This window comes from Meiothermus sp., assembly GCF_026004115.1.
Taxonomy (GTDB): domain Bacteria; phylum Deinococcota; class Deinococci; order Deinococcales; family Thermaceae; genus Meiothermus.
In genome coordinates, this window is the sequence record NZ_BPIM01000001.1 from 2,826,114 (window position 1) to 2,847,372 (window position 21,259).

Consider the following 21,259-nt stretch of genomic DNA (forward strand, 5'->3'; position numbering starts at 1 on the left):
AGAGGAGATGCCATGAGAATCGGAATTGTTGGAGCTACCGGAGCGGTTGGCAAAGAACTACTGAGTGTGCTTGAAAAGCGCAACTTTCCCGTCTCTGAGCTGCGATTATATGCCTCAGCTCGTTCGGCGGGCAAAAGCCTGAAGTTTCGTGGTAGGGAAGTGAACATCGAGGCACTACCCGAGACCCCCTTGCCGGTGGATGTGGTGCTGGCGAGTGCGGGGGGTGCTATCTCCAAGCAGTACGCTCCCATCTGGGCCAAACAATCGGTGGTGATTGACAACTCATCGGCTTTCCGCTACGACCCTGAGGTGCCGCTAATTGTACCGGAGATAAACGCCCATGCCATACAGGGTCACAAAAACATCATTGCCAACCCGAACTGCACCACAGCCATACTGGTAATGGCCCTTTATCCCCTTCACAAGGCTTTTGGGGCCAAGCGGGTGATTGTTAGCACCTACCAGAGCTCATCGGGCGCAGGTGCGAGCGGAATGGAGGAGCTGCTGCACGGAACCCGGCAGTACCTGGCGGGACAGCCCGTTGAACACAAGACTTTCGCTTACCCTTTGCCCTTTAACGTGATTCCACACATTGATGCTTTTCAAGAAAACGGCTACACCAAAGAGGAGATGAAGGTGCTGTGGGAAACTCAAAAAATTATGGAGGACACGCAGATTAAGGTTTCCTGTACAGCAGTTCGGGTTCCGACCCTGCGGGTACATTCCGAAGCTGTGACGGTGGAGTTTGAGCGCCCGGTGAGCCCAGAAGCAGCCCGGGAAGTGCTCAAAGATGCTCCTGGCGTAGACCTGGTAGACGACCCAGCCAACAAACGCTACCCTCTGCCGCTCACCGCAACAGGCAAGTTCAACGTGGAGGTCGGACGTATCCGTAAAAGCCTGGTATTCGACAACGGGCTGGACTTTTTTGTAGCAGGGGATCAGCTGCTCAAGGGTGCGGCCTTGAACGCGGTGCAGATTGCAGAGCTTTTGCAAAAGCCGGTAGCCGGATAACAACCAGGGCTCAAAAGCTACTCCAGGATTGCATGAGGTCGGATGACCCTCTAAGCTGTGCCATAGCGTGTTTATTGAACCCCTAGAGCTCAACTGCCAAACTGCACCCCACAGGCTCAGTGCCCAGGTATGTTCCGAATAAGGTTATTTTGACAGAAAAACTTTGGAAGCACTCAGAAACCGGCCATCCATCACAGCAACCTGCCAGAAACGACCCGTATACTCATCCCGGAGGTTTTGATTATGCGTAAATGGCTAGTTTTGATGGTTCTTTTGCTCACCCCGGCCTTCGCCCAGAGCGTCCAGATAACCGCCGGTAGCCCTTTTGGGGTTAATGCGGGCTTTCGCTTGCCGCTGGTACCTTTTGTGCTGGATGGGCGGGTGTATGCGGGGGCCAACTTCTTCACAGGGAGCCCGGCCTCCTTGGGTGGTGGTGCCGATGTGTTGGTAACGGTGCCCCTGACCGACCTGTATGCGGGTGCAGGGTTGTTCTATGCGACCGGCACGACCGTATCCTTGCTGGCCCAGGGTTCTACCAGTGGGGGTCTGGGGGCCAGGGGGGTAATCGGAACCTATCTGAACGTGGGTCTGCCCCTAATCGGTATTTTCGTTGAGGTGCATCCGATGCTGTTTTTCTCCGGCTCCAGCACGTTTGGTCTGGGGGGAGCGGTGGGCGTTAACATTGGTTTTTAGTGGTGCATAGAAGCCCAGGGCTGGCCTTGTGCCAGCCCTGGTTTCTTTCTGACGGGAATCGCTTCATACCCGTATGTTGACCCGTGCGCCGCTTTCGAACAGGTGAATCGAGTCAATAAAACGTACCACCTTGGTCTGGTAGCCCATCACGATGGAGTGCGTGCGGGCCCCACCGCCAAAGTAGCGCACACCCTCGAGCAACTCCCCATGGGTGATGCCGGTAGCCGAGAAAACAATCTGTTTTCCGGGGGCCAGGTCGTTGGTGCGGTAAATTCTCTTTTCGTCGACCCCCATGGACCGCAGGCGCTCGAGTTCAGCCTCGCTGCTGGGCAAGAAACGCCCTTGAATCTCGCCGCCCATGCACTTGAGCGCGGCTGCTGCCAGCACCCCTTCCGGTGCGCCACCGCTGCCCATCATGACGTGAACACCCGTACCGCGAATGGCCACCGATACAGCCGCCACCACATCGCCATCGGTAATGAGCTTGACCCTGGCTCCGGCTTCACGCACCTCTCGGATCAGCTTTTCGTGCCGGGGTCTGTCCAAAATAACCACCACCAGGTCTTCCACCTTACGTTGGAGGGCATCGGCAATAATCCTCAGGTTGGCCTCCACAGGGAAGTCCAGGCTCACCTTGCCCGCTGCCGGGGGCCCTACCACCAGCTTCTGCATGTACATGTCGGGTGCTCCTACCAGCCCACCTTTTTCGCTGATGGCAATCACCGTAATGGCGTTGGGAAGCCCTTTAGCGGTGATGGTGGTGCCCTCCACTGGATCTACGGCGATATCCACTTCGGGGCCACCCCGGCCCAGAATTTCGCCGATGTAGAGCATGGGGGCCTCGTCCATCTCACCTTCGCCAATGACCACCCGCCCCTGAATGGGCAGCTCCGAGAGCACCTCCCGCATGGCCTCGGTTCCAACACCGTCGACCTCGTCTTTTTTGCCCATTCCCGCCAGTCGGCTGGCCGCCAGGGCAGCCTGCTCGGTAACACGAGCGATCTCGAGCACCAGCAGACGCTCAATGTCCATTTCGGTTTCCAGTTGCATACCCAAAGCTTACCAAGCTTTGCTCAAGCACTGGCTTTGGTAGCACTTCCAGAACACAGGCTAAGGATAAGCCGGCTATGGCTTGTGCCGACCCCACAAGGTGTGGGCCAGGTCGGTGGGTGTAACCCCTTGCTCGGCCAGCACCAACAGCAAGTGAAACAGCAGGTCTGTTGCCTCCCACTTAAGCTCTTCAGGGTCTTGGTTTTTGGCTGCGATGATCACCTCGCCGGCTTCCTCGCCGATTTTCTTGAGCATACGATCGAGGCCAGCCTGGTGCATTTTGCCCACATAGGAACCCTCGGGGAGGGTGGCTATCCGTTCTTTGATGGTGCGGTACACCTTCTCCAGCGCCTCACCCAGCGATGGGTCGGATGAAGGGGTCAGGGGGTAATGGAAGCAACTCTCGGCCCCGGTGTGGCAGGCCGGGCCGTGCGGTATAACCTTGTATAGAACTGCGTCCTGGTCGCAGTCGAAAATCACTTCAATCACTTCTTGGGTGTGCCCGGAGGTAAGACCCTTAACCCACAACTCGCCCCGGCTACGGCTCCAAAAGGTACTCTGCCGGGTTTTGAGGGTTTGCTCCAGGGCTTCGCGGTTGGCATAAGCCAGGGTGAGCACCTGGCCGGTGTGAGCGTCTTGCACAACCACAGGAACCAGGCCGCTGGCGTCGAATTGCACATCATCAAGATTCATAGGCGTACCATCAGAACTCATTTTCGGGGAGTGGGGAGTGGATTGCCAATACCCCTCAACTGGCCGGTAGGGGGGATTCAATCCGTACTAGAATGCCCTGCTCGGCTAGGTAGCTTTTGAGCTCTGGGATGGGAATCTCACCAAAATGGAAAACGCTGGCCGCCAGGGCCGCATCGGCTACCCCTTCCTGCAAAACTTCGGCAAAGTGCTCTTTACGGCCCGCCCCTCCCGAGGCAATGACAGGAATGCCGACTACCTGCGAAACTGCCCGGCACAAAGCAATATCGAAACCGGCTTTGGTACCGTCGGCGTCCATGCTGGTTAGCAGAATTTCTCCAGCCCCCAGGGCGGCTCCTTGCTCGGCCCACCTAAGCGCATCCAGGCCCGTTGGGGTGCGCCCCCCCGCCACATACACCTCCCAGGAAGCCCCACACCGTCGTGCATCAATGGCCAGCACTACCGCTTGATTGCCGAAATGGTCGGAAAGCTCCTGGATTAGCTCCGGTCGCCTGACGGCAGCTGAATTGACCGAGACCTTGTCGGCCCCGGCCAAAAGCAAAGCCCGGGCGTCCTCGAGGCTGCGAATACCCCCGCCCACCGTGAAGGGAATGAAGACCTGCTCGGCTATCTGGGTGGCCATCTCGAGCAGAGTACCCCGGCCCTCATGCGTAGCGGTAATGTCCAGGAAAACCAACTCGTCGGCGCCGGCCAGGTCGTAGGTTTTGGCCGCTTCTACCGGGTCGCCCGCGTCGCGCAGATTCACAAAGTTGATGCCCTTGACCACCCGACCGGCGTGGACATCGAGGCAAGGAATAATGCGTTTGGCCAACACGAAAACGATTGTCGAAGATTGGGGGGCAAAGTGCAAGGGTGCAGTGCTTCAGTTTTGGCGCGATAACAAGCTCAAGACCTCCACGTGGTGGGTAAACGGGTAAAAGTCGTAGGGCCGAACAAAACGCAACTGGTAGCCTGCCTGCCCGAGCCTGCCCACGTCGCGGGCCCAGGTGGCGGGGTCGCAGGCGATATAGAGAATATGCGCCGGTTGACCCTCTGCCAGACTCTTCAATACTTCCGGTGAGAGGCCGGCCCTGGGCGGGTCTACCATGACCAAATCGGCAGGCAGGTGCTTTGTGAGTACCCTGGCGTCGTCTTGTTTGAAAACCAGGTTTTGTACCCCCAATCGATCCCGGTCGGCTTCGCCGCGCGCCACTGCGCTACGGTTGATCTCGATGGCCACAATTTCTTCAAATAGGGGAGCTAGGTGCAGGCTCAGCACCCCACTTCCTGCATAGAGCTCCACAGCTTTGCGGCCAGGAGCCACAATTTGGGAGGCTTCGCGAAACAATAGCCCCGCCGCCCTGGGGTTGACCTGGGCAAAGCTTTGCACATTCACCGTAGACAGGACGCCGCCAAAATCTTCTAAAAGACCGCTTGCGCCCCCCAGGTGCTGAATACGCCCTCGGAAACGACCCCTGCGGCTCGGCTCACCCCAGATTACCCCGGCGATACCTTCTTGCAGAAGCGCCTGGGCGGTTTTTTTGAAGAACTGGGCCTGCCCGCCGATGATGCCTACCTGCACACTGCCCTCGTAGATGGAGCCGCGCAGCACGACTTCCTCGAGGCTGGAGAGCGGCCAGCCCGACAACAGCGCAAAGGCGGGTTGTAGGGGCTCGGCGATGAGCGGGTCGTGGGGAATCCGAACCAGATCGCTTGATTTGGGCTGGCGATAGGCCAGGCCGCCCAGGGGGTGCAGGGCATACTGGGCTGCCGTGCGGCAGTAAAGGCCCTCCTCGGCTCCGTAGGTTGGGGAGGGCTGGATGGGGAAAACCGCAAAGCTCAGTTTGGCAATCCGCTCCAGTGACTCTTGCACAAACCCCTGCTTGATGGGCAGTTGAGCTGGGTATTCCAGGGGTAGGTCTGCCGAGGGGGGTAACGGCTTAAGGTAACGCGCAGGATGGGGCTCCAGAATCTTGCGAACATGGCCCTCGAGGTGGTTTTTGCGTTCCCGCAGCTCCGCCTCGACCACTTCTCCAGGCAGTCCCCCGCGCACCAGGGCTGTTCCCGAAGGTGTCCGGGCCAGACCCAGTCCCCCGGCCACCAGCTTCTCGATGTGTAATCTCGCCACAAACTCAACTTACCCCATACCATGCAAAAGTTGGCCTCAGAGGTTGACGTCGCCCTGACACTAGGGAATAATCTTTCCGGTTACCAAGGAGGAGAATCAAATGAAAAAAACACTGTTGCTACTGGCCTCACTTGCACTGGCGGGTTCTGCCTTTGCACAAACCTTCATCACCATTGGTTCCGGAGGCACTACGGGCGTGTACTTCCCGGTTGCGACCGGCATTGCCAAGCTGGTCAACGACGCTAATATCGGCGTGCGGGCCAACGCCCGCTCCACCGGGGGCTCGGTCTTCAACATCAACGCCATTGCCTCGGGTGAGCTTCAGATGGGCCTAGCCCAAAACGACATTGCTTTTTATGCTTACAACGGTACGGGCATTGCCGCGTTTGATGGCAAGCCGGTCAAGAACATCCGGGCTGTGGGCATTCTGTACCCCGAAGTGGTGCACGTGGTGGCCCGGGCCGGAGCCGGTATTAACACCATTGCCGATCTGAAAGGTAAGCGGGTGGTCATCGGTGATGTGGGTTCGGGTACCGAACAAAACGCCCGTCAGGTGCTCGAGGCCTACGGACTGGGCCTCAATGACCTGCGCGAAGCCATCCGGGTTAACCCCAACAACGCCCTGGCCCTCCTGCAAGACGGCCGTGCCGATGCTTTCTTCTTCACCGGCGGCCTGGGGGCTTCGGTAATTAGCCAGGCTGCCCAGACCATCCGGGTACAGCTGGTGGAGGTGGAGTATCGCAAGGTGCAGGAACTGGCCAAAAAGTACCCCTTCTATCGCGCCTTTAACATCGACGGCGGCATTTACCGTGGTGTGGACGTGACCACCCCTTCGGTGGCGGTGCTCTCGATGTGGCTGGCGGCCGATAGCGTCAGCGCCGATGTGGTCTACAACATGCTCAAGGCCACCTTCGACAACCCCGAATTCAAGGGCATTCACCCCAACCTGCAGCGCTTCTTCAACGTAAACAGCGCCGCCCGTAACCTTCCCATCCCCCTGCATCCGGGCGCCGAACGCTTCTATCGGGAGAAGCGGATCATCCGATAAGGCCAGCAAGCGCTGGGGCCGGCCCATCGAGTCGGCCCCGGTTTATTTTGCAGCATTACCCTTGACAACATAACCCGTAGAGCCAAACCAAAAATAGACGCCAAGCTGGTTTGGGTGTAAAACTATGCAAGCCGGATCGTTTGATATCGCGCAATTCCTAAGCTTTTTTGTGCAGGAGGTTGTGGATGAGTAGGGAGAGTCCAGAAGCCGAAGCCCAGCTAATGGTAGAAGAGACCGAGTTGGGAGGGCGAAAGCCTACCGACTGGTCTCGCTGGCTGATTCTGGGATTGGCAGTAGGCTGGAGTGTATTTCAGGTCTGGGCCACCTGGTTGGGCTCGCTGGATGCCCTGTTTTTTCGGGCCACCCACCTGGCCTTCGCTTTTGCCCTGGTTTTTTTGGTGTATCCCTTCAATCAACGCAGCCGTCGCGACCGAATTCCACTTTTTGACTGGATTCTGGGTATCACCGCTACCCTCTCGGCAGCATATGTGATGTGGCAATACAAAGACATGATTGAAGTCCGGGGGGGCCTGGCCAATCAAGCCGACCTGGTGGTGGGAAGCTTAACCATCCTGATGTTGCTGCTGGCCGGATGGCGCTCGCTGGGGCCGGCTATGCCGATTATTTCCATTGTGTTCATGCTGTTTGCCTTGATTGGGCCGCAGGGTTTGTTTCAGGGCCAATTACCGGGCGCATTGGGCCAGTTGCACGCGGGGGTGCAGTGGCGTTCGCTGGTGAGCCAGCTTTTCATGAACGCTTCGGATAGCATCTGGGGTACGCCCATCGGGGTGGCGGCGCGTACGGTGTTTGTGTTTGTATTGTTTGGGGCCATCCTCGAGCGGGCCGGGGCCGGGAAGTGGTTTACCGACCTGGCTTTTAGCGTGCTGGGAGGGGTGCGTGGGGGGCCAGCCAAAGCCTCGATTGTTTCCTCAGCGCTTACCGGGGTGGTCTCGGGTTCCTCGATTTCTAATGTGGTGACCAGCGGTACTTTTACCATCCCGGCCATGCGACGGGCCGGTTATTCTGCCGAGAAAGCCGGAGCGGTCGAGGTAGCGGCCAGTTCCAACGGGCAGCTCATGCCCCCGGTGATGGGGGCGGCGGCTTTTATCATGGCGGACTTTTTGGGCGTGCCTTACTCGGCGCTGGTTTTGATGGCCGTTGTGCCCGCCCTGCTGGCTTATACCACGCTGTTTATATTGGTGGATCTGGAAGCGGTCAAGCTGGGTCTGAAGGGCTTGCCCAAGGCCGAGCTGCCCAGGTTCTGGCCCACGCTGCGGGCCGGCTTGCACTATGTGTTTCCCCTGGGCTATTTGCTCTATGCCCTGCTAATAATTGAGCTTTCGCCCGAACGGGCAGCGCTCAACACTATTTTCCTGATGATTGGCGTTGCGCTCGCACAGGAGCTCTACCGGGCCTGGCGAGAAGGGCGTGGGTTGGGTAGTGGTTTGCGTTCCTTTGCGCAAATTGTAATTGAGGGCTTTGCCAACGGGGCGCGTAACATGGTGGGTATTGCCATTGCCACCGGTCTGGCTGGCATCATTATTGCGGTGGTGCTCATCACCAACATCGGTTTCGGTCTCACCGATCTGTTGCAGACCATCTCGGGAGGGAATCTGCTGGCGGCCCTATTCCTGGCCCAGCTCATCAGCCTGGTGCTGGGCATGGGCCTGCCCACCACAGCCAACTACGTGGTGATGGCCAGCCTGGTAGTACCGGTGATTACTAAAATTGCTGAGCAGAACGGCATAGATTATGGCTCGCTGACCTTCTCGGGTATCGAGGTGCCCATCCTGAAAATTGTGGCCCACATGTTCGCTTTCTACTTTGGCATCATGGCCGACTCTACCCCGCCGGTGGCGCTGGCGGCCTACGCGGCCTCGGCCATTGCCAAGGGCGACCCCTTCAAAACAGGTGTACAGGGCTTTATTTACGAGTTGCGAACGGCCCTGCTGGCCTACATGATCTTCTTCAATCCAGGGTTACTCTTGATTGGGGTGGGGAGCGTGCTCGAGGGCGGTCGCATCATCGTAACGGCGCTCCTGGGGCTTACGGCTTTTTCGGCAGCGACGCTAGGATATTTGATGGGGAACGCCAACTGGTTGCAGCGGTTGCTATATCTGGTCGCCGCGTTCATGCTGATGCCCAACAACCCCAACACCGAAATCGTCGGGCTTGCTATTTTGGGTGTGACCTTCCTTTGGCAGTGGTACGCGCGTCGAGCTGCTGCCTAGGGCGGTTTTAGGAAATAACCTTGGGGTATGTGGTGAGCGCTAGCACCATCTGGGAGGCGAGGGGGTGCCCGTTAAGCGGCTAACCTGGGTTTGCAATCTCCATATACCTCGGCTCAAACCGCAAACTGCCCCAATACAACCCTTCGTCTCTGAACGCTAAGGCGAATGTGTGATCTGCTAAAACGGTAGCAAGAGCGCAAGACATGAAGCTTTACTGGGCGGAATTCATGGATTCAAGGTCAGCCCTGGCCTTGCGACGGCGGGGCCTGGTGCAGCTCAGCGGGCTGGCGCTGGCGTTACAAATGACCCATCTGGCCCTGGCCTGGCTGGCTGTACCTACCCTGATGGGGCTACCCCAGTGGATAACCTGGTCTGTGAGTGGTTTTTTTGCCCTCTTACTGCTGATTGTAGTGGTGCTGAAATTCCGTCCAGCAAGCAAGCAATCACATCTTGAACCGGCCCGGCAGGTTTTTTTGGATGCGCTCTGGCTGGGGGCGGCCTGCCTAGCCGCAATTTTTGCGATGCGGATGGGATTTGAGTTAGGGGTGGTGTTGTTTTTGGGGCTTGGGCTGGTGGGCTACGGGATTGCTTTTGGACGCTTGTGGTTTGGGCTGAGCAAAGCGTGACCACCAGGGTTTGCTGAGGGTGGGTTTTTCCAGCAACTGCCGAATGCGGGGCAGGGCTTCCTCAGCGCGTTTGCGCCCAAGTTCGTAGGCAAGTTCGGCCTTGGTGTAGTCGAAGGTCTCGATGGGCGGATCGGCAGCCAGCGAGATTGCTAAATCGGCCTGGGCCAGGGCCATGCTCAGGAGGCGACGGCGTGAGGCCTCACCTGCTTGCAAAGCTGCTTCCAGAGCGCTTTTTGGCTCAGTGGGCGTAACCCGATTGGAAACATCCACGGCTACGATGGGCCCCGCCTGCAAGGCTTTGGCTGCGGTGACCGGCACTTTTTCGGCCACATCGCCATCTACCAACAAGCGCCCGTGCCAGGGAACAGGGGGAAAAATGCTGGGTACGGCGCTGCTGGCCGCCAGCGCCTCAGCTACGGGCCCGGCCCGCAGCATAACCAGCTCGCCGGTGTTGAAGTCGCAGGCCTGGATGACCAGCGGGATGGGGCTATCCTCGATGCGACGCTCGCCAAACAGGGCCCGGTAGCCCTGACGAATTTTTTGTCCTTCGGCCAGATAGGGCCGCCGCACGAAATCGACCAGGCGGGTTACCTGGTACAAGGCTCCGGTTTTTTGCAGGCGCTCGAGTTCGGGGTCTTTGAGCCATTCGCTTAGCTCGGTGTGATGAACGGTGATTCCAAAAGCGTACAAAGCAGCGGCCAGTGCGCCCGCTGAGCTGCCCGCCAGCCCGGCGACGGGGATTTTGGCTTCAGTGAGTACTTCCAGCAGAGCCGTGTGTGCACTGCCCCGCACCCCTCCACCTCCCAGCGCCAGCACGATGCCTTCCATAGCTTGTATGGTAGCAAAAAAGTTATACCAAGTGCAGTGATTTTGATTAAGTTCGGCTATGGGGTGCTCTAATTGCATAAATAGGTTCGAGGTGTAGCGCTTGGTTCAGGTGATATGCAAGCAGGGACGCTCAGAAACTTCGCCGGGATTCTAGGGGTCAAAAGCCCAAGCGCTGTGCTGAACACGATTTGCCCCTGCTGCGTGGGTTGGGTGAAGAAGCTCTAGCGTTGTTCGGTGTGCTTGAACCAATATGAGGCAAGCGCAAAATAAAGTGGCGTGAATCCTATCTGGGGTATCAGAAAATTGTCATGTCGGGCTGTGTTGTAAAAGGGTAGCATGATGCATATGGTTCCAGAGCTATCCAAAGTGCCCGGCGTTTTGGGGGAGATATCCAGGCGGCGTTATGGTGAAGTGCTGAAGCTTGAAGGCCTCCGCTGGACCCCACCCACAGCCAGCCCACCCTCCTTTCAACAGGCTTTGCGTTTGCCGGGTTTATCGCTTGTTGCCGAGGTCAAGCGAAAAAGTCCATCGCAGGGGGAAATCGCCGTGCGACTCGAGGCCGCTCAGGTGGCCCGAGAGTATGCTGCGGGCGGTGCCCGGGCCATTAGCGTGCTCACTGAACCGCACTATTTTGCGGGTTCGGATCAGGACTTGCTCGAGGTGCGGCAGGCGGTGGATCTGCCCATTTTGCGAAAGGACTTTACCGTGCACCCGGTGCAGATCGCCCAGGCCCGGGCACTCGGTGCGTCGGCGGTGCTGCTTATTGTGGCGGTGCTGGGCCCCCTAACTCAGGCCTATCTGGAGCTGGCCCATGCCCAAAGCCTCGATGCTCTGGTCGAGGTACACCACGAGGCCGAGCTCGAGCTCGCGCTGGCGGCGGGAGCCTCGATAATTGGGGTCAACAACCGCAACCTGATTGACCTGAGCATTGACCGCTCGACGGCGCCCCGGCTGGGCCTCTTGGCCCGACGGGCTGGCTTTGCCGGCCTGCTGGTCGCCGAGTCGGGCTACAGCGAGCCGGCGCAACTGGCCGAACTCGAGGGGCTGTTCGACGCTGTTCTTATCGGAACCAGCCTGGCCCGCAGTGGCAACTGGCGGTCTGCGGTAGCGCAGATAACCCGGAAGTGACTGCTTCACGGGGTTAGACTGGTGCTTAGTACTGATATACCGACAAACCATCGCGAGCCTTGCCCAGCAAATACCTACAAATCGAGGTTGTGTGCGATTCGAGCGTGAAGCAAAAGCAAGATAAAGGGAGGAATGGATGGCCCTCTATCTCAGCTTGCTTGGCCCGCCCCAGCTCTGGCAGGAGGGTAAACTGGTCTCGAGCCTGCCGCGCAAAGCGGTGGCGATGGCAGCCTACCTGGCAGTGGTGGGTGGCGTGGTTGAGCGCGGGCGCCTGGCCGACCTGTTGTGGGAGGGAGAGGAAGAAGCTGTACGACGGAATCTTCGCCAGGAACTTTTCCGCCTCAAGAACACCGTTTGGGAAAAGGTATTCGAGCAAAGCCCCCAGCACATCGGGCTGGGATCCATAAAGACCGACCTCGAGGATTTTCTGGCGCAGATGGCCCGGGGGGCCTGGTCGGAGGCGCTGGCCTTGTGGCGGGGAGGGTTTCTGGCCGGCCTCGACCCCAAGGCTTCGGAGGGCTACTGGGACTGGCTGATTCCCGAGCGTGAGCGCTGGGAGCGCCTCTACCGGGAAGCCATGCTGGGTCTGGCGCGCGGCCAGGAAGCAGCTGGCCAGCTTGCCGAGGCCCTCAAGGTCTACCAGAAGCTGCTCGCCGAAGATCCCCTACAGGAAACCGAGCAACAGGCGGTCATGCGCCTATACCTGCAACTAGGTGACCGCTCCGCGGCGATACGGCAATACGAGCAGTACCGGCTATTGTTGCGGGATCAACTGGGTCTGGAGCCCAGCTTGCAAACGCAGGCCTTGGGGGCGCAGGTGCGCGAAGGGCAGCCCTTGCCCCCACAGCAACAGGCGGTGGCCCAAATGTTGAGCGAGCCTCCTCTGGTCGGGCGCAGCGAGGACTGGGCCTGGCTCGAGGCCCACTGGGGGCGGGGCCTGTTGCTTTTGCTGGCCGAATCCGGGGTGGGCAAAAGCCGCCTGGCCCTGGAGTACGCCAAGCGCCAAGTAGGAGCCGGCCCTTCCGAGACCCTGCGCATCCGCCAGCGTGAGAGTGGGCAGGGCATTGGCTTTAGCGGTCTGCTGGAGGCCCTGCGGCAAGCCCTGGAAGCCCATAAGCTGGACAACCTCGAGCCCATCTGGCGTGACGAACTGGCCCAACTGCTGCCCGAGCTGGGCCTTCCGCCCAGCAACCTGCACAAAGCACGGTTCTTTGAAGCCCTGTGCCGGGCCTTGCAGGCCATCGTTCGCCCCGGCGGGGTGGTGCTGTGGGACGATCTGCACTGGCTGGACTGGGCCAGCCTGGAGTTCTTGCCCTACCTGGTGCGCCGCTCCAGCAGCCTGGGTTTTTTCCTGCTGGGCACCGCCCGCCCCGAAGCCTTGCAAAAAAACCAGCCGGCGCGTCAAATTTTGCAAGAAATTGCTCGAGAAAACCGCCTCTTCCAACGCTTGCTAAAGCCCATGGATCCGCCTGCACTGGTGCAGTTGCTACGCCAGATGTCGGGTCAGCGCGAAGGGGGCGAGCGTTTTGCAGAACGCCTGTTTCAGGCTACCGAGGGCAATGTGTTTTATGTCCTCGAGATTCTGCGCTACCTCTTCGACCAGGGGCTCTTGCGGGCCGAAGCCGGGGCCTGGCATACCCCCTTCGACAGCTTCACCTCCGACTACCGTGAGCTGCCGCTGCCCCCCAGTGTGCGCGAGGCCCTGCTGGAGCGGCTCCAGCGCCTGGGTGAGGACGCCTTGCCCATCCTCCAGGCCATGGCACTGGCCGACTTCCCCCTGCCCCCCGAACTGGCCGCGGGGCTGTTGCGCCACCTGGGAACCCCCATCATCGAGCTGGAAAACCTGACCCAAAGCGGGTTTTTGCGCCTCAACCCCAGCGGCTACACCCTGCGACACGAGCTGGTGCGGCAAACTGTGTTGGCCGAGATGAGTCAGTCCCGCCGTCGCTGGCTGCATGCCTGCATTGCCGATGCCCTACGCGAGGTGGCCGGCCCGCTACCGCAACTGGCGGCGCACCTCGAGGCTGCCGGACAGCGAGCCGAAGCCTACGTGGCCCACCTGATGGCCGGGCGCAGCCTGCGCCGGGGGCCGCTGGCCCGGCAAGCCCTGGAACACTACCAGCGCGCCCAGGTGCTGTGCCCTTCCACGGAACCTGACCACGAGCGCTTTCGCATGCTGATTGAAGCGGCGGAAACCCGAATCAGACTGGGGCAGTCGCAGATTCCCGAGCGCCAGGAAATGGCCCGACTGGCCGACAGCTTGGGCGACCATGAGCGCTTTCGCCTGTTCTTGCTGGACGCCGATGCTTCGCTGGCCTCGGGCCGGGTGGTTGAGGGTATCCCGGTGGCGCGGGAGGCCCTGCGCCTGGCCCAGACCCCCTGGCAGCGGGGCCATGCCCTTTTTAAGCTGGCCTGGCTCGAGTACCGCGGGGGTGACCCCGATGTACAGCTCGAGCCGCTGCTGGCCTCTATCCGGGCCTTTCACGACATCGGCGACCAGGCCATGGAAACCCTGGCTTTGCGCAACCTGTCGGGTTACTGGTTCCGGCTGGGCGACCTGTTGCAGTACAGCCAGACCTATGCCCAGGCTTTTAAGTTGGCCGCCGAACTGCGCGACGACCTGCTGCTTCGGCGCTTACGGGCCGATAAGGTCATGGTGGACTGGGTCAAGGGGGACTACGCGGACAGCCTGCAGGTGGCCGAACTCCTGTACCAGGAAGCCCGCGAACGGGGCGACTGGTGGGCGGTGTGGGACGCCCTGCAGGGTTTGCTGCTGAATGCGGCTGTACTGGGTCTGGAACCTGAACTCGAGGCCACTGTCCAGCGGGCCGTGGTCGAGGCCGCCGAGGTGGGGGCCTGGCGCGACCTGGCCCTCCTGCGCTCCGACTACGGCAACGCCCTGATGGTGGCGGGCCGTCTGGAAGAAGCAAAGGGCGAGCTTCAGGCTGCCCTGCGCGACCTGCGCGAGATGGGCGAGCGAGCCCGGCTGGGGCATGCTTTGTTCAACCTGGGTTTTACTTTGCTCGAGCTAGGCGATCTGGAGCGCAGTCGGGATACCCTGGCCGAATCGGTAGCACTCTGGCGAGACCGCAAGGAGTACCGTCACACGGCCCGCTCCCTGGCCGCCCTGGCCCTGGTGCACCTGAGGGCCAACAACCGCAAAAAAGCCCAGCAACTTTCGGAGGAAGCCTACGCCCTGCGCGCCGACTGGGCGCGGGGAATCTACGACCTGCCGCTGGTGCTCTATATCCGGGCCCGGGCTCTGGGTAACCAGCGGGGTGGTGAACTCCTGCGCGAGAGCCAACAACTCCTGCGCGACCTGGCCCACCAGCTCCCGCCCCATCTTGCGCAGCGCCTGCTAAACAACCGCTATGTGGTCTGGGCACTCAGCAAGACCACCGAGGTTTGATACCAAAAAATAACGTCAAAATAACGCGTACCTGGCTATTGTCACCTGAGCTTAGCCCATAACCAACTTGCGGCTGAGTGCGTAAAGGGGGTAGGTGTGAGGTTTATAGCAATGGTTTTCGTACTTGGTCTGCTCCTGCTGGCCTCCTGTGGAAGTCCAGGAAGCAGTGCTGCATGCCCCAACCCTGCGGTTTTTGATAACAGCGAGTGTAAGTTTGACGATGCCAACACCAAGTTTGGCCCGTAGGAGTGTGTATCACGAAAGGAAGTAATCTCAAGTTTTTCGTTTTGGGGGCAGCCCTGGTAGCTTCGGGCTTGTGGGCTGCGGCAGTGACAATTCCCAATACCTTTTTGCGCTGGAGAAGTGCTCAGCGCGGCCAAAATAAACGCCAACTTTGCCGCCATCAAAACGGCAGTAGATGCCCTCGAGGCCGCTCCCTGGCAAGCAAAACCGTGTAAGCGGAACCTGTTCGGAAGGCCGCTATATTCGCTCGGTCAACGCGGACGGCACGGTGATCTGTGGGAATCCGGGTGCATTTGGGCAAGTGCGTGGTGACGGCTCGCTTCGCACTGGGGTAAATGTTGCTGCGGTGACCAAAGGCACAGGCGAGTATGGCATTACCTTTACGGTTCAGCCTTCCCAAGACCAGCTCGAGGCTGCACAAGTCACCCTCGCGGGGGATGTGGGCTCAGGTGTTTTGTTTCCCAGGGTCAACAACGCTCAGGCAGGTTTCACCCTTTCTTGCCCAAATGGCCTCCAGGTTGTCTTAACCACCGCCGCCGGAACCAAGACCGATGGACGGTTCAACTTCTCGGTTCCGCCGCAGTAAATGAGGCCAACTGAAAAAGCTGCGCCAGATTGAGTTTGTGAAATTCCCAAAGTCCATTCCACCAGCTCTACGCTTGGAGTCGCAGTACCTCTATGGACGCTGAGCCGGATTTAGTGACAAACATACCTTAGAAGCACTTAGCCGTGAGGTAGTAGCGTCCAAATTCACTAATACTTTTTTGCAGGTAGGCTCGTTAATTGTTTGTTTATTTTGTGAAACAACCTTCAAAAACCATGCTTTGCCGTGTGCATTGAAAATATCGCCTTGTCGAATCTCAATTCTGTAACGGCAATATAACGCTGGACTTGTTAGCCTCTAGCTACAAGCCGAAACCTACATACCGGCTGAGCTTGGAGGTTTGTATGAAACGTCTATTCTGGCTTCTGAGCATGAGTCTGATACCACTACTAACAGCGTGTCCCGGTGGAGGTGGAGGAACCACACCCACCCTCACGGTTTCCCCCACTACTGCAACACTAACTGCCGGGACGGGAAACCAAACGTTCAACGCAACCCTTAGCAATGCGACCGGCACCATTAACTGGGCGCTCAGTCCGAATGTGGGTACGCTCTCGGCAACCACAGGCACCTCCGTTACCTACACTCCCCCAGCTACAGTAGCTAGTTCTACCGCAGTTCAACTCACTGCGACCTCGGGCACACTAACGGCCACTGCTAACATCACCGTCAATCCGCCTGCAACTATCAATGTCTCTGGTACAGTAATTGGCACCTATCTGCAACCCGTTGCGAGTGTGCCGGTTGTCATTACCTCTGGCGGCGCTAGTTTCAGCACAACCACCAATGCAAGTGGTGTTTTCAGTGTAAGCGGGGTCACCCCCCCCTATGATGCAACCGTTGTTTTTGAGAAGACGGCGCTCATTTACAAGGGGTTGACCCGCACCGATCCAACCCTGGTATTTCTCGGGGTTAATCAAAATCAAGGTGCTTTCAGGAAGGCCTCCCTTAGCGGGACGGTCTCGGGTGGTGCGGGCTTCCCCCAACCGGCAAACCACGTCACCAAAACTGCCTTTGGATCACCCGAGGCGCTTGACAGTGCAACGGCCAACACCGCTACTGGCGCGTACGACATGGGTACGGTAGAATGGTTCGGCCCCACGACCACCACGGGAAATATACATGCGCTCCAGTGGCAGTTCGACGGAACCGGCCTTCCCACCGACTACAAGGGGTATGGGGAAAGGCTCAATGTGGCACTTTCTGATGGCGGATCATTTGCCAGTCAGAATGTAACTATGTCCGGGGTGAGTGAAGCCACTATCTCGGGGTCGGTCACTCTTCCGGCTGGATATAATCTCGCCCTCAAGTACATGGCTGTTGGCTTTGCAGACCGATCGCTCATAGAAGTACTTGATGATTTTGGTTCAAGCACCAACTTCACTTACACCACCCCCAACATTACTGGGGCCACCATACTAATGCGAATTACTGCTCAAAACGCAGCCGGAACTAGTGTTATCACTACCAGACCTGGCCTTGCGGTCAATGCAACCGGTGTTTCGATTTCCCTGCCCGCGGGTTCAGATCTCAGCTTGCCACCCAATGCCGCCACAAATGTAAATAACAGCACCACCTTTTCCTACACGCCCTTCTCGGGGGGGTACACCTTGTAGTATTCAGTGGCCTAGGTACCAACCCCGATTATGTGGTCGTAACTAGTGCGGCTAGCACTACCATTCCCAATCTCAGCTCGGTTGGGCTTGGGTTGCCAGCATCCACAGTCTATTCCTGGAATGTTCAGGGGGCTGCGCCATTCGCGACTGTAGACGCTGCTGCGGGGCCTGGAGGTTGGCTAGCCATGTACCGGGGCACTGCCGAAGGCAGCCGCACTGTATCTTCAAGCCGCACATTTACAACTGCACCCTAAAACATCCAAACGCCGCTGCTTGCAGCGAGGCCGGGGAGCTCCCCGGCCTTTTTTGCTAAAAAGTTCAGTTAGAACCGGCTGGCCACCTTGTCCCAGTTGATCACGTTCCAGATTGCCGCCAGATAGTCGGGGCGGCGGTTCTGGTATTTGAGGTAGTAGGCGTGCTCCCACACGTCAATGCCCAGGAGGGGGGTGTGGCCTTCCATCAGGGGGGAGTCCTGGTTGGCGCTGCTGTAGACGTGCAGTTTGCCGTCTTTGTCCTTGACCAGCCAGCTCCAGCCCGAGCCAAAGCGGGTCAGGCCGGCCTGGGTCATCTTGGTTTTGAGCTCCTCAAACGAACCGAAGGTGGCGTTGATGGCCTCGGCCAGCTTGCCGGTGGGTTCTTTGGCGCCGCCGGGGGTCAGGATGTCCCAGAACAGGGTATGGTTGTGGTGGCCGCCGCCGTTGTTGCGTACGGCGGTACGGATGTCCTCGGGCACCTGGGCAATTTTGCCGAGCAGGTCTTCGATGCTCCAGCTATGGAGCTCGGGATGTTTTTCCAGAGCGGCGTTCAGGTTGTTCACATAGGCAGCGTGGTGCTTGCCGTGGTGAATGTCCATGGTTTGGGCGTCGATGTGGGGCTCGAGGGCATCCTTGGCATAACCGAGGTCGGGCAGCTTGAACGGATAACTCATAGTTGAACCTCCAAAATGTACTCTACGCCTGCATGGTGACGTAAAGCTGTGACTAGGGACTCAAAATTAATAGGGCTAAAAGACTAAAGCCGAATGCCCAAAGCAAAAAAGTCGTAACACCGGGACCACGAGATGCGGCGGCGTAACCCCTTGCGACCGGCACGCTAGTTATGTGTCATCTCGAGGGGAACCACCCACTTATCGAACTCTTCCTCGGTCAGGTAGCCCAGGGCCAGCGCGGCTTCCTTCAGGCTGGTGCCTTCTTTGTGGGCTTTTTTGGCAATGGCGGCGGCCTTGTCGTAGCCGATGTGGCGGTTGAGCGCGGTGACTAGCATCAGGTTCTTCTCGAGGTTCTCCTTGATGCGAGGCAGGTTGGGCTCGAGGCCCACCGCGCAATTGTCGTTGAAGGCAGCGCAGGCATCGCCCAGCAGTTGAATGCTGGTCAGCACGTTGTAAACCATCACCGGCTTAAACACATTGAGCTGAAAGTTGCCCTGCGAACCGGCAAACGCCACCGCTGCATCGTTGCCGAACACCTGCACGGCTACCATCGTCAGAGCTTCGGACTGGGTGGGGTTCACCTTGCCGGGCATAATCGAGCTACCCGGCTCGTTCTCGGGAATAATAATTTCTCCGATACCGTTGCGGGGGCCCGAGGCCAGCCAGCGCACGTCGTTGGCCATCTTCATCAGGGCGCCCGCCAGGGTGCGCAACGCTGCGCTGGTCGTCACCAGCGCGTCGTGCGCGGCCAGCGCGGCAAACTTGTTCTTGGCCGAAACAAAGGGGAACCCGGTCTCTTTGGCAAAGTAAGAGGCGGCCAGGTCGCCAAACCGGGGATGGGCGTTGAGGCCGGTGCCTACGGCGGTTCCGCCGATGGCCAGCTCGTAGAGGCCCTGCTCAGCGTGGCGAACTTCGGCCAGGCAGTAGTCAATTTGGGCAACCCAGCTCCCAATTTCCTGCCCCAGGGTGATGGGGGTGGCGTCTTGCAGGTGGGTGCGTCCCACCTTGACCACATCCTTGTAGGCTTCGGCCTTGGCTGCCAGGGTGTTGCGCAGCTTTTGCACGTTGGGGTAGAGCTGGCGGTGTAGCTCCTCCACCACCGCGATATGCATAGCGGTAGGGAAGGTGTCGTTGGAGGACTGACCCCGGTTGACATCGTCGTTGGGGTGGATGGGTTTTTTGGAGCCCAGCACGCCCCCTGCCAGCTCGATGGCGCGGTTGGCGATGACCTCGTTGGCGTTCATGTTGGTCTGGGTGCCCGAGCCGGTCTGGAAGACCACCAGCGGGAAGTGGTCGTCCAGCTTGCCGGCAATCACTTCGTCGGCGGCTCGCACAATCAGGTCGGCTTTGTCGCGGGGTAGCTCGCCCAGGTCGGCATTGGCCAGCGCGGCTCCCTTCTTCAGGATGCCCATGGCTCGAATGATGGAACGGGGCATCTTGAAGCGTTCTTGTCCGATGGGGAAGTTCTGGATGGAGCGCTGGGTCTGGGCGCCCCAGTAGCGGCTCTCTTCAACCTGCATCTGGCCCATGGTGTCGGTTTCGATTCGGTAGCCCATAGCTTTCCTATTCTAATGGGCTTTGTCAGCCAAGCTAAAGGGAAATTAACCCTACCCGGGTTTTGGGGAGTCTGGGGATTAGTTAGGAAACTCGAGACGAGATCAACAATAGCGAGGTCAGCTCAAGCATGTTCTAGGGTTCCGACCGCAACGGCAGCCGGGCCAAGGCCAAAGGACAAACCCAGGCCGGCGCGCTGTTAGTTGGCAAGCTCGAGATCAAATAGTTAGCAAGCTCAAAAGAGTTGCTCAGCATCTTGTTGTGCGCCCGTAACACGGTTACTGCTATTCAGCGCAGTATGACAATCTCCCTGAGCGAAAATGGGTATCCTCTAGCTCATGTGGGATCTGGTTATTGTCGGGGCAGGGCCGGTGGGGCTGGCTGCGGCTATTGAGGCCAAGCGGGCGAGCTTGAACGCGGTGGTGTTGGAAAAAGGAACCATTGTCCACACCCTGTACCGCTGGCCCAAAGAAACGGTTTTCTTCAGCGAAGCCAAAAATATCGAAATTGGGGGCCACCCCTTCCCCTCGCTCTCGGCCAAGCCCACCCGTCGCGAAGCCCTGCAGTATTACCGCCGTGTTGCCGAAAACGAAGCGCTGGATATCCGTACCTACACCGAGGTTACCCGCATACAACCCCAGTCAGAACATTTCATGGTTGGCTACCGCGACCGCGATGGCGAAGGTCAACTGAAGAGCCGCTTTGTTCTGGTAGCGACGGGCTACTACGACAACCCCAACCGACTGAGCGTACCGGGGGAGGAGTTGCCCCATGTGCGCTACGGTCTGGACGAAACCTTGCCCTACTGGAACCAGCAAGTGGTGGTGGTGGGCGGTTCCAACAGTGCGGTGGAGGCGGCCCTCGAGCTCTACCGCGGCGGTGCCCAGGTGAGCGTAGTCCACCACGGGGCCGAAATTCGCCCCAGGGTCAAGTACTGGCTCAAGCCCGACTTTGAAAACCGGGTCCGGGAGGGGGCCATTAGACTGCTGCTACAGGCCAGGATTGTGGAGATCACCCCCCGCGAGGTGGTGGTGGAGCAGGGGGCCGGGTCTACCCTCCGGCTGCCTAGCGATTTTGTGCTGATTTATATCGGCTACAAAGCTGTGGACAATTTGCTGCGAGCGGCCCAGGTGGCCTACCGGGGTGATGCGCCGGTGCTATCCGAAGCTTATGAAACTAGTATCCGAGGGCTTTTTGTGGCGGGCAGTGCGGGTTTTGGCTCCGACACCCGCACAGTATTCATCGAAAACGGACGGGAACACGCCCAGAGGGCTGTGCAGCAGATTGCCGATCGTCTTAAGGGCTCAAATTTGCATACAACGTCTCCTAGACAAGCTTGAGCAAGGTATCAGGGCTGATACACGCTGGCGAATAGATAACTGAGCTTCTTTGTTGCAAAGAGAGGGAAGGTGGCGAGCTGGCTACTGGGCAAATCTTGACACGGTATACCAAACACCCGTAAACTCTTTCAC

The 21,259-nt window shown here is 59.0% G+C and carries 17 protein-coding genes; 10 read left to right on the top strand and 7 right to left on the bottom strand.

Translation table 11 applies throughout. The annotated features are described in order from the left end of the window. The first annotated feature begins 12 nt into the window (after positions 1 to 12). On the top strand, positions 13 to 1,011 hold the full coding sequence (locus Q0X23_RS13745; protein WP_297860803.1) for an aspartate-semialdehyde dehydrogenase: 999 nt from the start codon (positions 13 to 15) through the stop codon (positions 1,009 to 1,011). A 243-nt stretch (positions 1,012 to 1,254) separates the two neighbouring features. Further along, positions 1,255 to 1,704, top strand: a complete 450-nt coding sequence (locus Q0X23_RS13750; RefSeq protein WP_297860804.1) for a hypothetical protein — start codon at positions 1,255 to 1,257, stop codon at positions 1,702 to 1,704. Between the two features lie 63 nt (positions 1,705 to 1,767). On the opposite strand, the gene glpX is transcribed toward Q0X23_RS13750, so the two are convergent. The 4 genes from glpX to Q0X23_RS13770 form a co-directional block, all read right to left on the bottom strand. After that, positions 1,768 to 2,736: a class II fructose-bisphosphatase gene (gene glpX / locus Q0X23_RS13755; RefSeq protein WP_119340934.1), complete on the bottom strand. Its 969-nt coding sequence runs from the start codon at positions 2,734 to 2,736 to the stop codon at positions 1,768 to 1,770. Between the two features lie 93 nt (positions 2,737 to 2,829). Beyond that, positions 2,830 to 3,447, bottom strand: coding sequence for a bifunctional phosphoribosyl-AMP cyclohydrolase/phosphoribosyl-ATP diphosphatase HisIE (hisIE, locus tag Q0X23_RS13760; RefSeq protein WP_297860805.1), 618 nt, complete (start codon positions 3,445 to 3,447; stop codon positions 2,830 to 2,832). 55 nt (positions 3,448 to 3,502) lie between these two features. Next, entirely contained in the window at positions 3,503 to 4,279 is a 777-nt protein-coding gene (hisF, locus tag Q0X23_RS13765; RefSeq protein WP_297860806.1) for an imidazole glycerol phosphate synthase subunit HisF, read from the bottom strand. Between the two features lie 48 nt (positions 4,280 to 4,327). Beyond that, the gene (locus Q0X23_RS13770; protein WP_297860807.1) at positions 4,328 to 5,572 is read right to left on the bottom strand and encodes a class I SAM-dependent RNA methyltransferase; all 1,245 of its coding nucleotides are present in this window, start codon (positions 5,570 to 5,572) and stop codon (positions 4,328 to 4,330) included. A 100-nt stretch (positions 5,573 to 5,672) separates the two neighbouring features. On the opposite strand from Q0X23_RS13770, the gene Q0X23_RS13775 reads away from it, so the two are divergent. From Q0X23_RS13775 to Q0X23_RS13785, 3 genes are all read left to right on the top strand, one after another. Beyond that, on the top strand, positions 5,673 to 6,620 hold the full coding sequence (locus Q0X23_RS13775; RefSeq protein WP_297860808.1) for a TAXI family TRAP transporter solute-binding subunit: 948 nt from the start codon (positions 5,673 to 5,675) through the stop codon (positions 6,618 to 6,620). A 185-nt stretch (positions 6,621 to 6,805) separates the two neighbouring features. Further along, positions 6,806 to 8,851, top strand: a complete 2,046-nt coding sequence (locus Q0X23_RS13780; protein ID WP_297860809.1) for a TRAP transporter permease — start codon at positions 6,806 to 6,808, stop codon at positions 8,849 to 8,851. A gap of 203 nt (positions 8,852 to 9,054) precedes the next feature. After that, positions 9,055 to 9,477, top strand: a complete 423-nt coding sequence (locus Q0X23_RS13785) for a hypothetical protein (protein WP_297860810.1) — start codon at positions 9,055 to 9,057, stop codon at positions 9,475 to 9,477. Here Q0X23_RS13785 and Q0X23_RS13790 read toward each other — a convergent pair. Then, complete coding sequence (locus Q0X23_RS13790; RefSeq protein ID WP_297860811.1) at positions 9,391 to 10,305, bottom strand: patatin-like phospholipase family protein; 915 nt, start codon at positions 10,303 to 10,305, stop codon at positions 9,391 to 9,393. The two genes, Q0X23_RS13785 and Q0X23_RS13790, sit on opposite strands and share 87 nt — an antisense overlap. Before the next feature lie 345 nt (positions 10,306 to 10,650). Between Q0X23_RS13790 and trpC the strand changes: the two genes are divergently transcribed. From trpC to Q0X23_RS13810, 4 genes are all read left to right on the top strand, one after another. Beyond that, positions 10,651 to 11,433, top strand: coding sequence for an indole-3-glycerol phosphate synthase TrpC (trpC, locus tag Q0X23_RS13795; protein WP_297860812.1), 783 nt, complete (start codon positions 10,651 to 10,653; stop codon positions 11,431 to 11,433). Positions 11,434 to 11,569: 136 nt separating this feature from the next. After that, positions 11,570 to 14,842, top strand: coding sequence for a BTAD domain-containing putative transcriptional regulator (locus Q0X23_RS13800; protein WP_297860813.1), 3,273 nt, complete (start codon positions 11,570 to 11,572; stop codon positions 14,840 to 14,842). 418 nt (positions 14,843 to 15,260) lie between these two features. Continuing rightward, positions 15,261 to 15,671 (top strand): hypothetical protein, encoded by a 411-nt coding sequence (locus Q0X23_RS13805; protein ID WP_297860814.1) that lies wholly within the window; start codon positions 15,261 to 15,263, stop codon positions 15,669 to 15,671. A 362-nt stretch (positions 15,672 to 16,033) separates the two neighbouring features. Continuing rightward, entirely contained in the window at positions 16,034 to 17,305 is a 1,272-nt protein-coding gene (locus Q0X23_RS13810; RefSeq protein WP_297860815.1) for a carboxypeptidase regulatory-like domain-containing protein, read from the top strand. Positions 17,306 to 17,627: 322 nt separating this feature from the next. Here Q0X23_RS13810 and Q0X23_RS13815 read toward each other — a convergent pair whose 3' ends face one another. Together Q0X23_RS13815 and fumC are read right to left on the bottom strand one after the other, a co-directional pair. Then, entirely contained in the window at positions 17,628 to 18,233 is a 606-nt protein-coding gene (locus Q0X23_RS13815) for a superoxide dismutase (protein WP_297860816.1), read from the bottom strand. 164 nt (positions 18,234 to 18,397) lie between these two features. Further along, positions 18,398 to 19,789 carry a class II fumarate hydratase gene (gene fumC / locus Q0X23_RS13820; RefSeq protein ID WP_297860817.1) on the bottom strand — a complete coding sequence of 464 codons (1,392 nt, stop codon included), beginning with the start codon at positions 19,787 to 19,789 and terminating at the stop codon, positions 18,398 to 18,400. 336 nt (positions 19,790 to 20,125) lie between these two features. Here fumC and Q0X23_RS13825 point away from each other — a divergent pair, with 336 nt between their 5' ends. Then, the gene (locus Q0X23_RS13825) at positions 20,126 to 21,127 is read left to right on the top strand and encodes a YpdA family putative bacillithiol disulfide reductase (RefSeq protein ID WP_297860818.1); all 1,002 of its coding nucleotides are present in this window, start codon (positions 20,126 to 20,128) and stop codon (positions 21,125 to 21,127) included. Positions 21,128 to 21,259 lie beyond the last annotated feature (132 nt).

Excerpts from the sequence above, each read along its gene's own strand:
- Q0X23_RS13750 (WP_297860804.1), top strand. The coding sequence starts at position 1,255 with ATGCGTAAATGGCTAGTTTTGATGGTTCTTTTGCTCACCCCGGCCTTC.
- Q0X23_RS13810 (WP_297860815.1), top strand. The coding sequence starts at position 16,034 with ATGAAACGTCTATTCTGGCTTCTGAGCATGAGTCTGATACCACTACTA.
- Q0X23_RS13805 (WP_297860814.1), top strand. The coding sequence starts at position 15,261 with ATGCCCTCGAGGCCGCTCCCTGGCAAGCAAAACCGTGTAAGCGGAACC.
- glpX (WP_119340934.1), bottom strand. The coding sequence starts at position 2,736 with ATGGACATTGAGCGTCTGCTGGTGCTCGAGATCGCTCGTGTTACCGAG.
- Q0X23_RS13785 (WP_297860810.1), top strand. The coding sequence starts at position 9,055 with ATGAAGCTTTACTGGGCGGAATTCATGGATTCAAGGTCAGCCCTGGCC.
- fumC (WP_297860817.1), bottom strand. The coding sequence starts at position 19,789 with ATGGGCTACCGAATCGAAACCGACACCATGGGCCAGATGCAGGTTGAA.
- Q0X23_RS13790 (WP_297860811.1), bottom strand. The coding sequence starts at position 10,305 with ATGGAAGGCATCGTGCTGGCGCTGGGAGGTGGAGGGGTGCGGGGCAGT.
- Q0X23_RS13775 (WP_297860808.1), top strand. The coding sequence starts at position 5,673 with ATGAAAAAAACACTGTTGCTACTGGCCTCACTTGCACTGGCGGGTTCT.
- trpC (WP_297860812.1), top strand. The coding sequence starts at position 10,651 with ATGGTTCCAGAGCTATCCAAAGTGCCCGGCGTTTTGGGGGAGATATCC.
- Q0X23_RS13780 (WP_297860809.1), top strand. The coding sequence starts at position 6,806 with ATGAGTAGGGAGAGTCCAGAAGCCGAAGCCCAGCTAATGGTAGAAGAG.
- Q0X23_RS13825 (WP_297860818.1), top strand. The coding sequence starts at position 20,126 with ATGTGGGATCTGGTTATTGTCGGGGCAGGGCCGGTGGGGCTGGCTGCG.
- hisIE (WP_297860805.1), bottom strand. The coding sequence starts at position 3,447 with ATGAATCTTGATGATGTGCAATTCGACGCCAGCGGCCTGGTTCCTGTG.
- Q0X23_RS13800 (WP_297860813.1), top strand. The coding sequence starts at position 11,570 with ATGGCCCTCTATCTCAGCTTGCTTGGCCCGCCCCAGCTCTGGCAGGAG.
- Q0X23_RS13745 (WP_297860803.1), top strand. The coding sequence starts at position 13 with ATGAGAATCGGAATTGTTGGAGCTACCGGAGCGGTTGGCAAAGAACTA.
- Q0X23_RS13815 (WP_297860816.1), bottom strand. The coding sequence starts at position 18,233 with ATGAGTTATCCGTTCAAGCTGCCCGACCTCGGTTATGCCAAGGATGCC.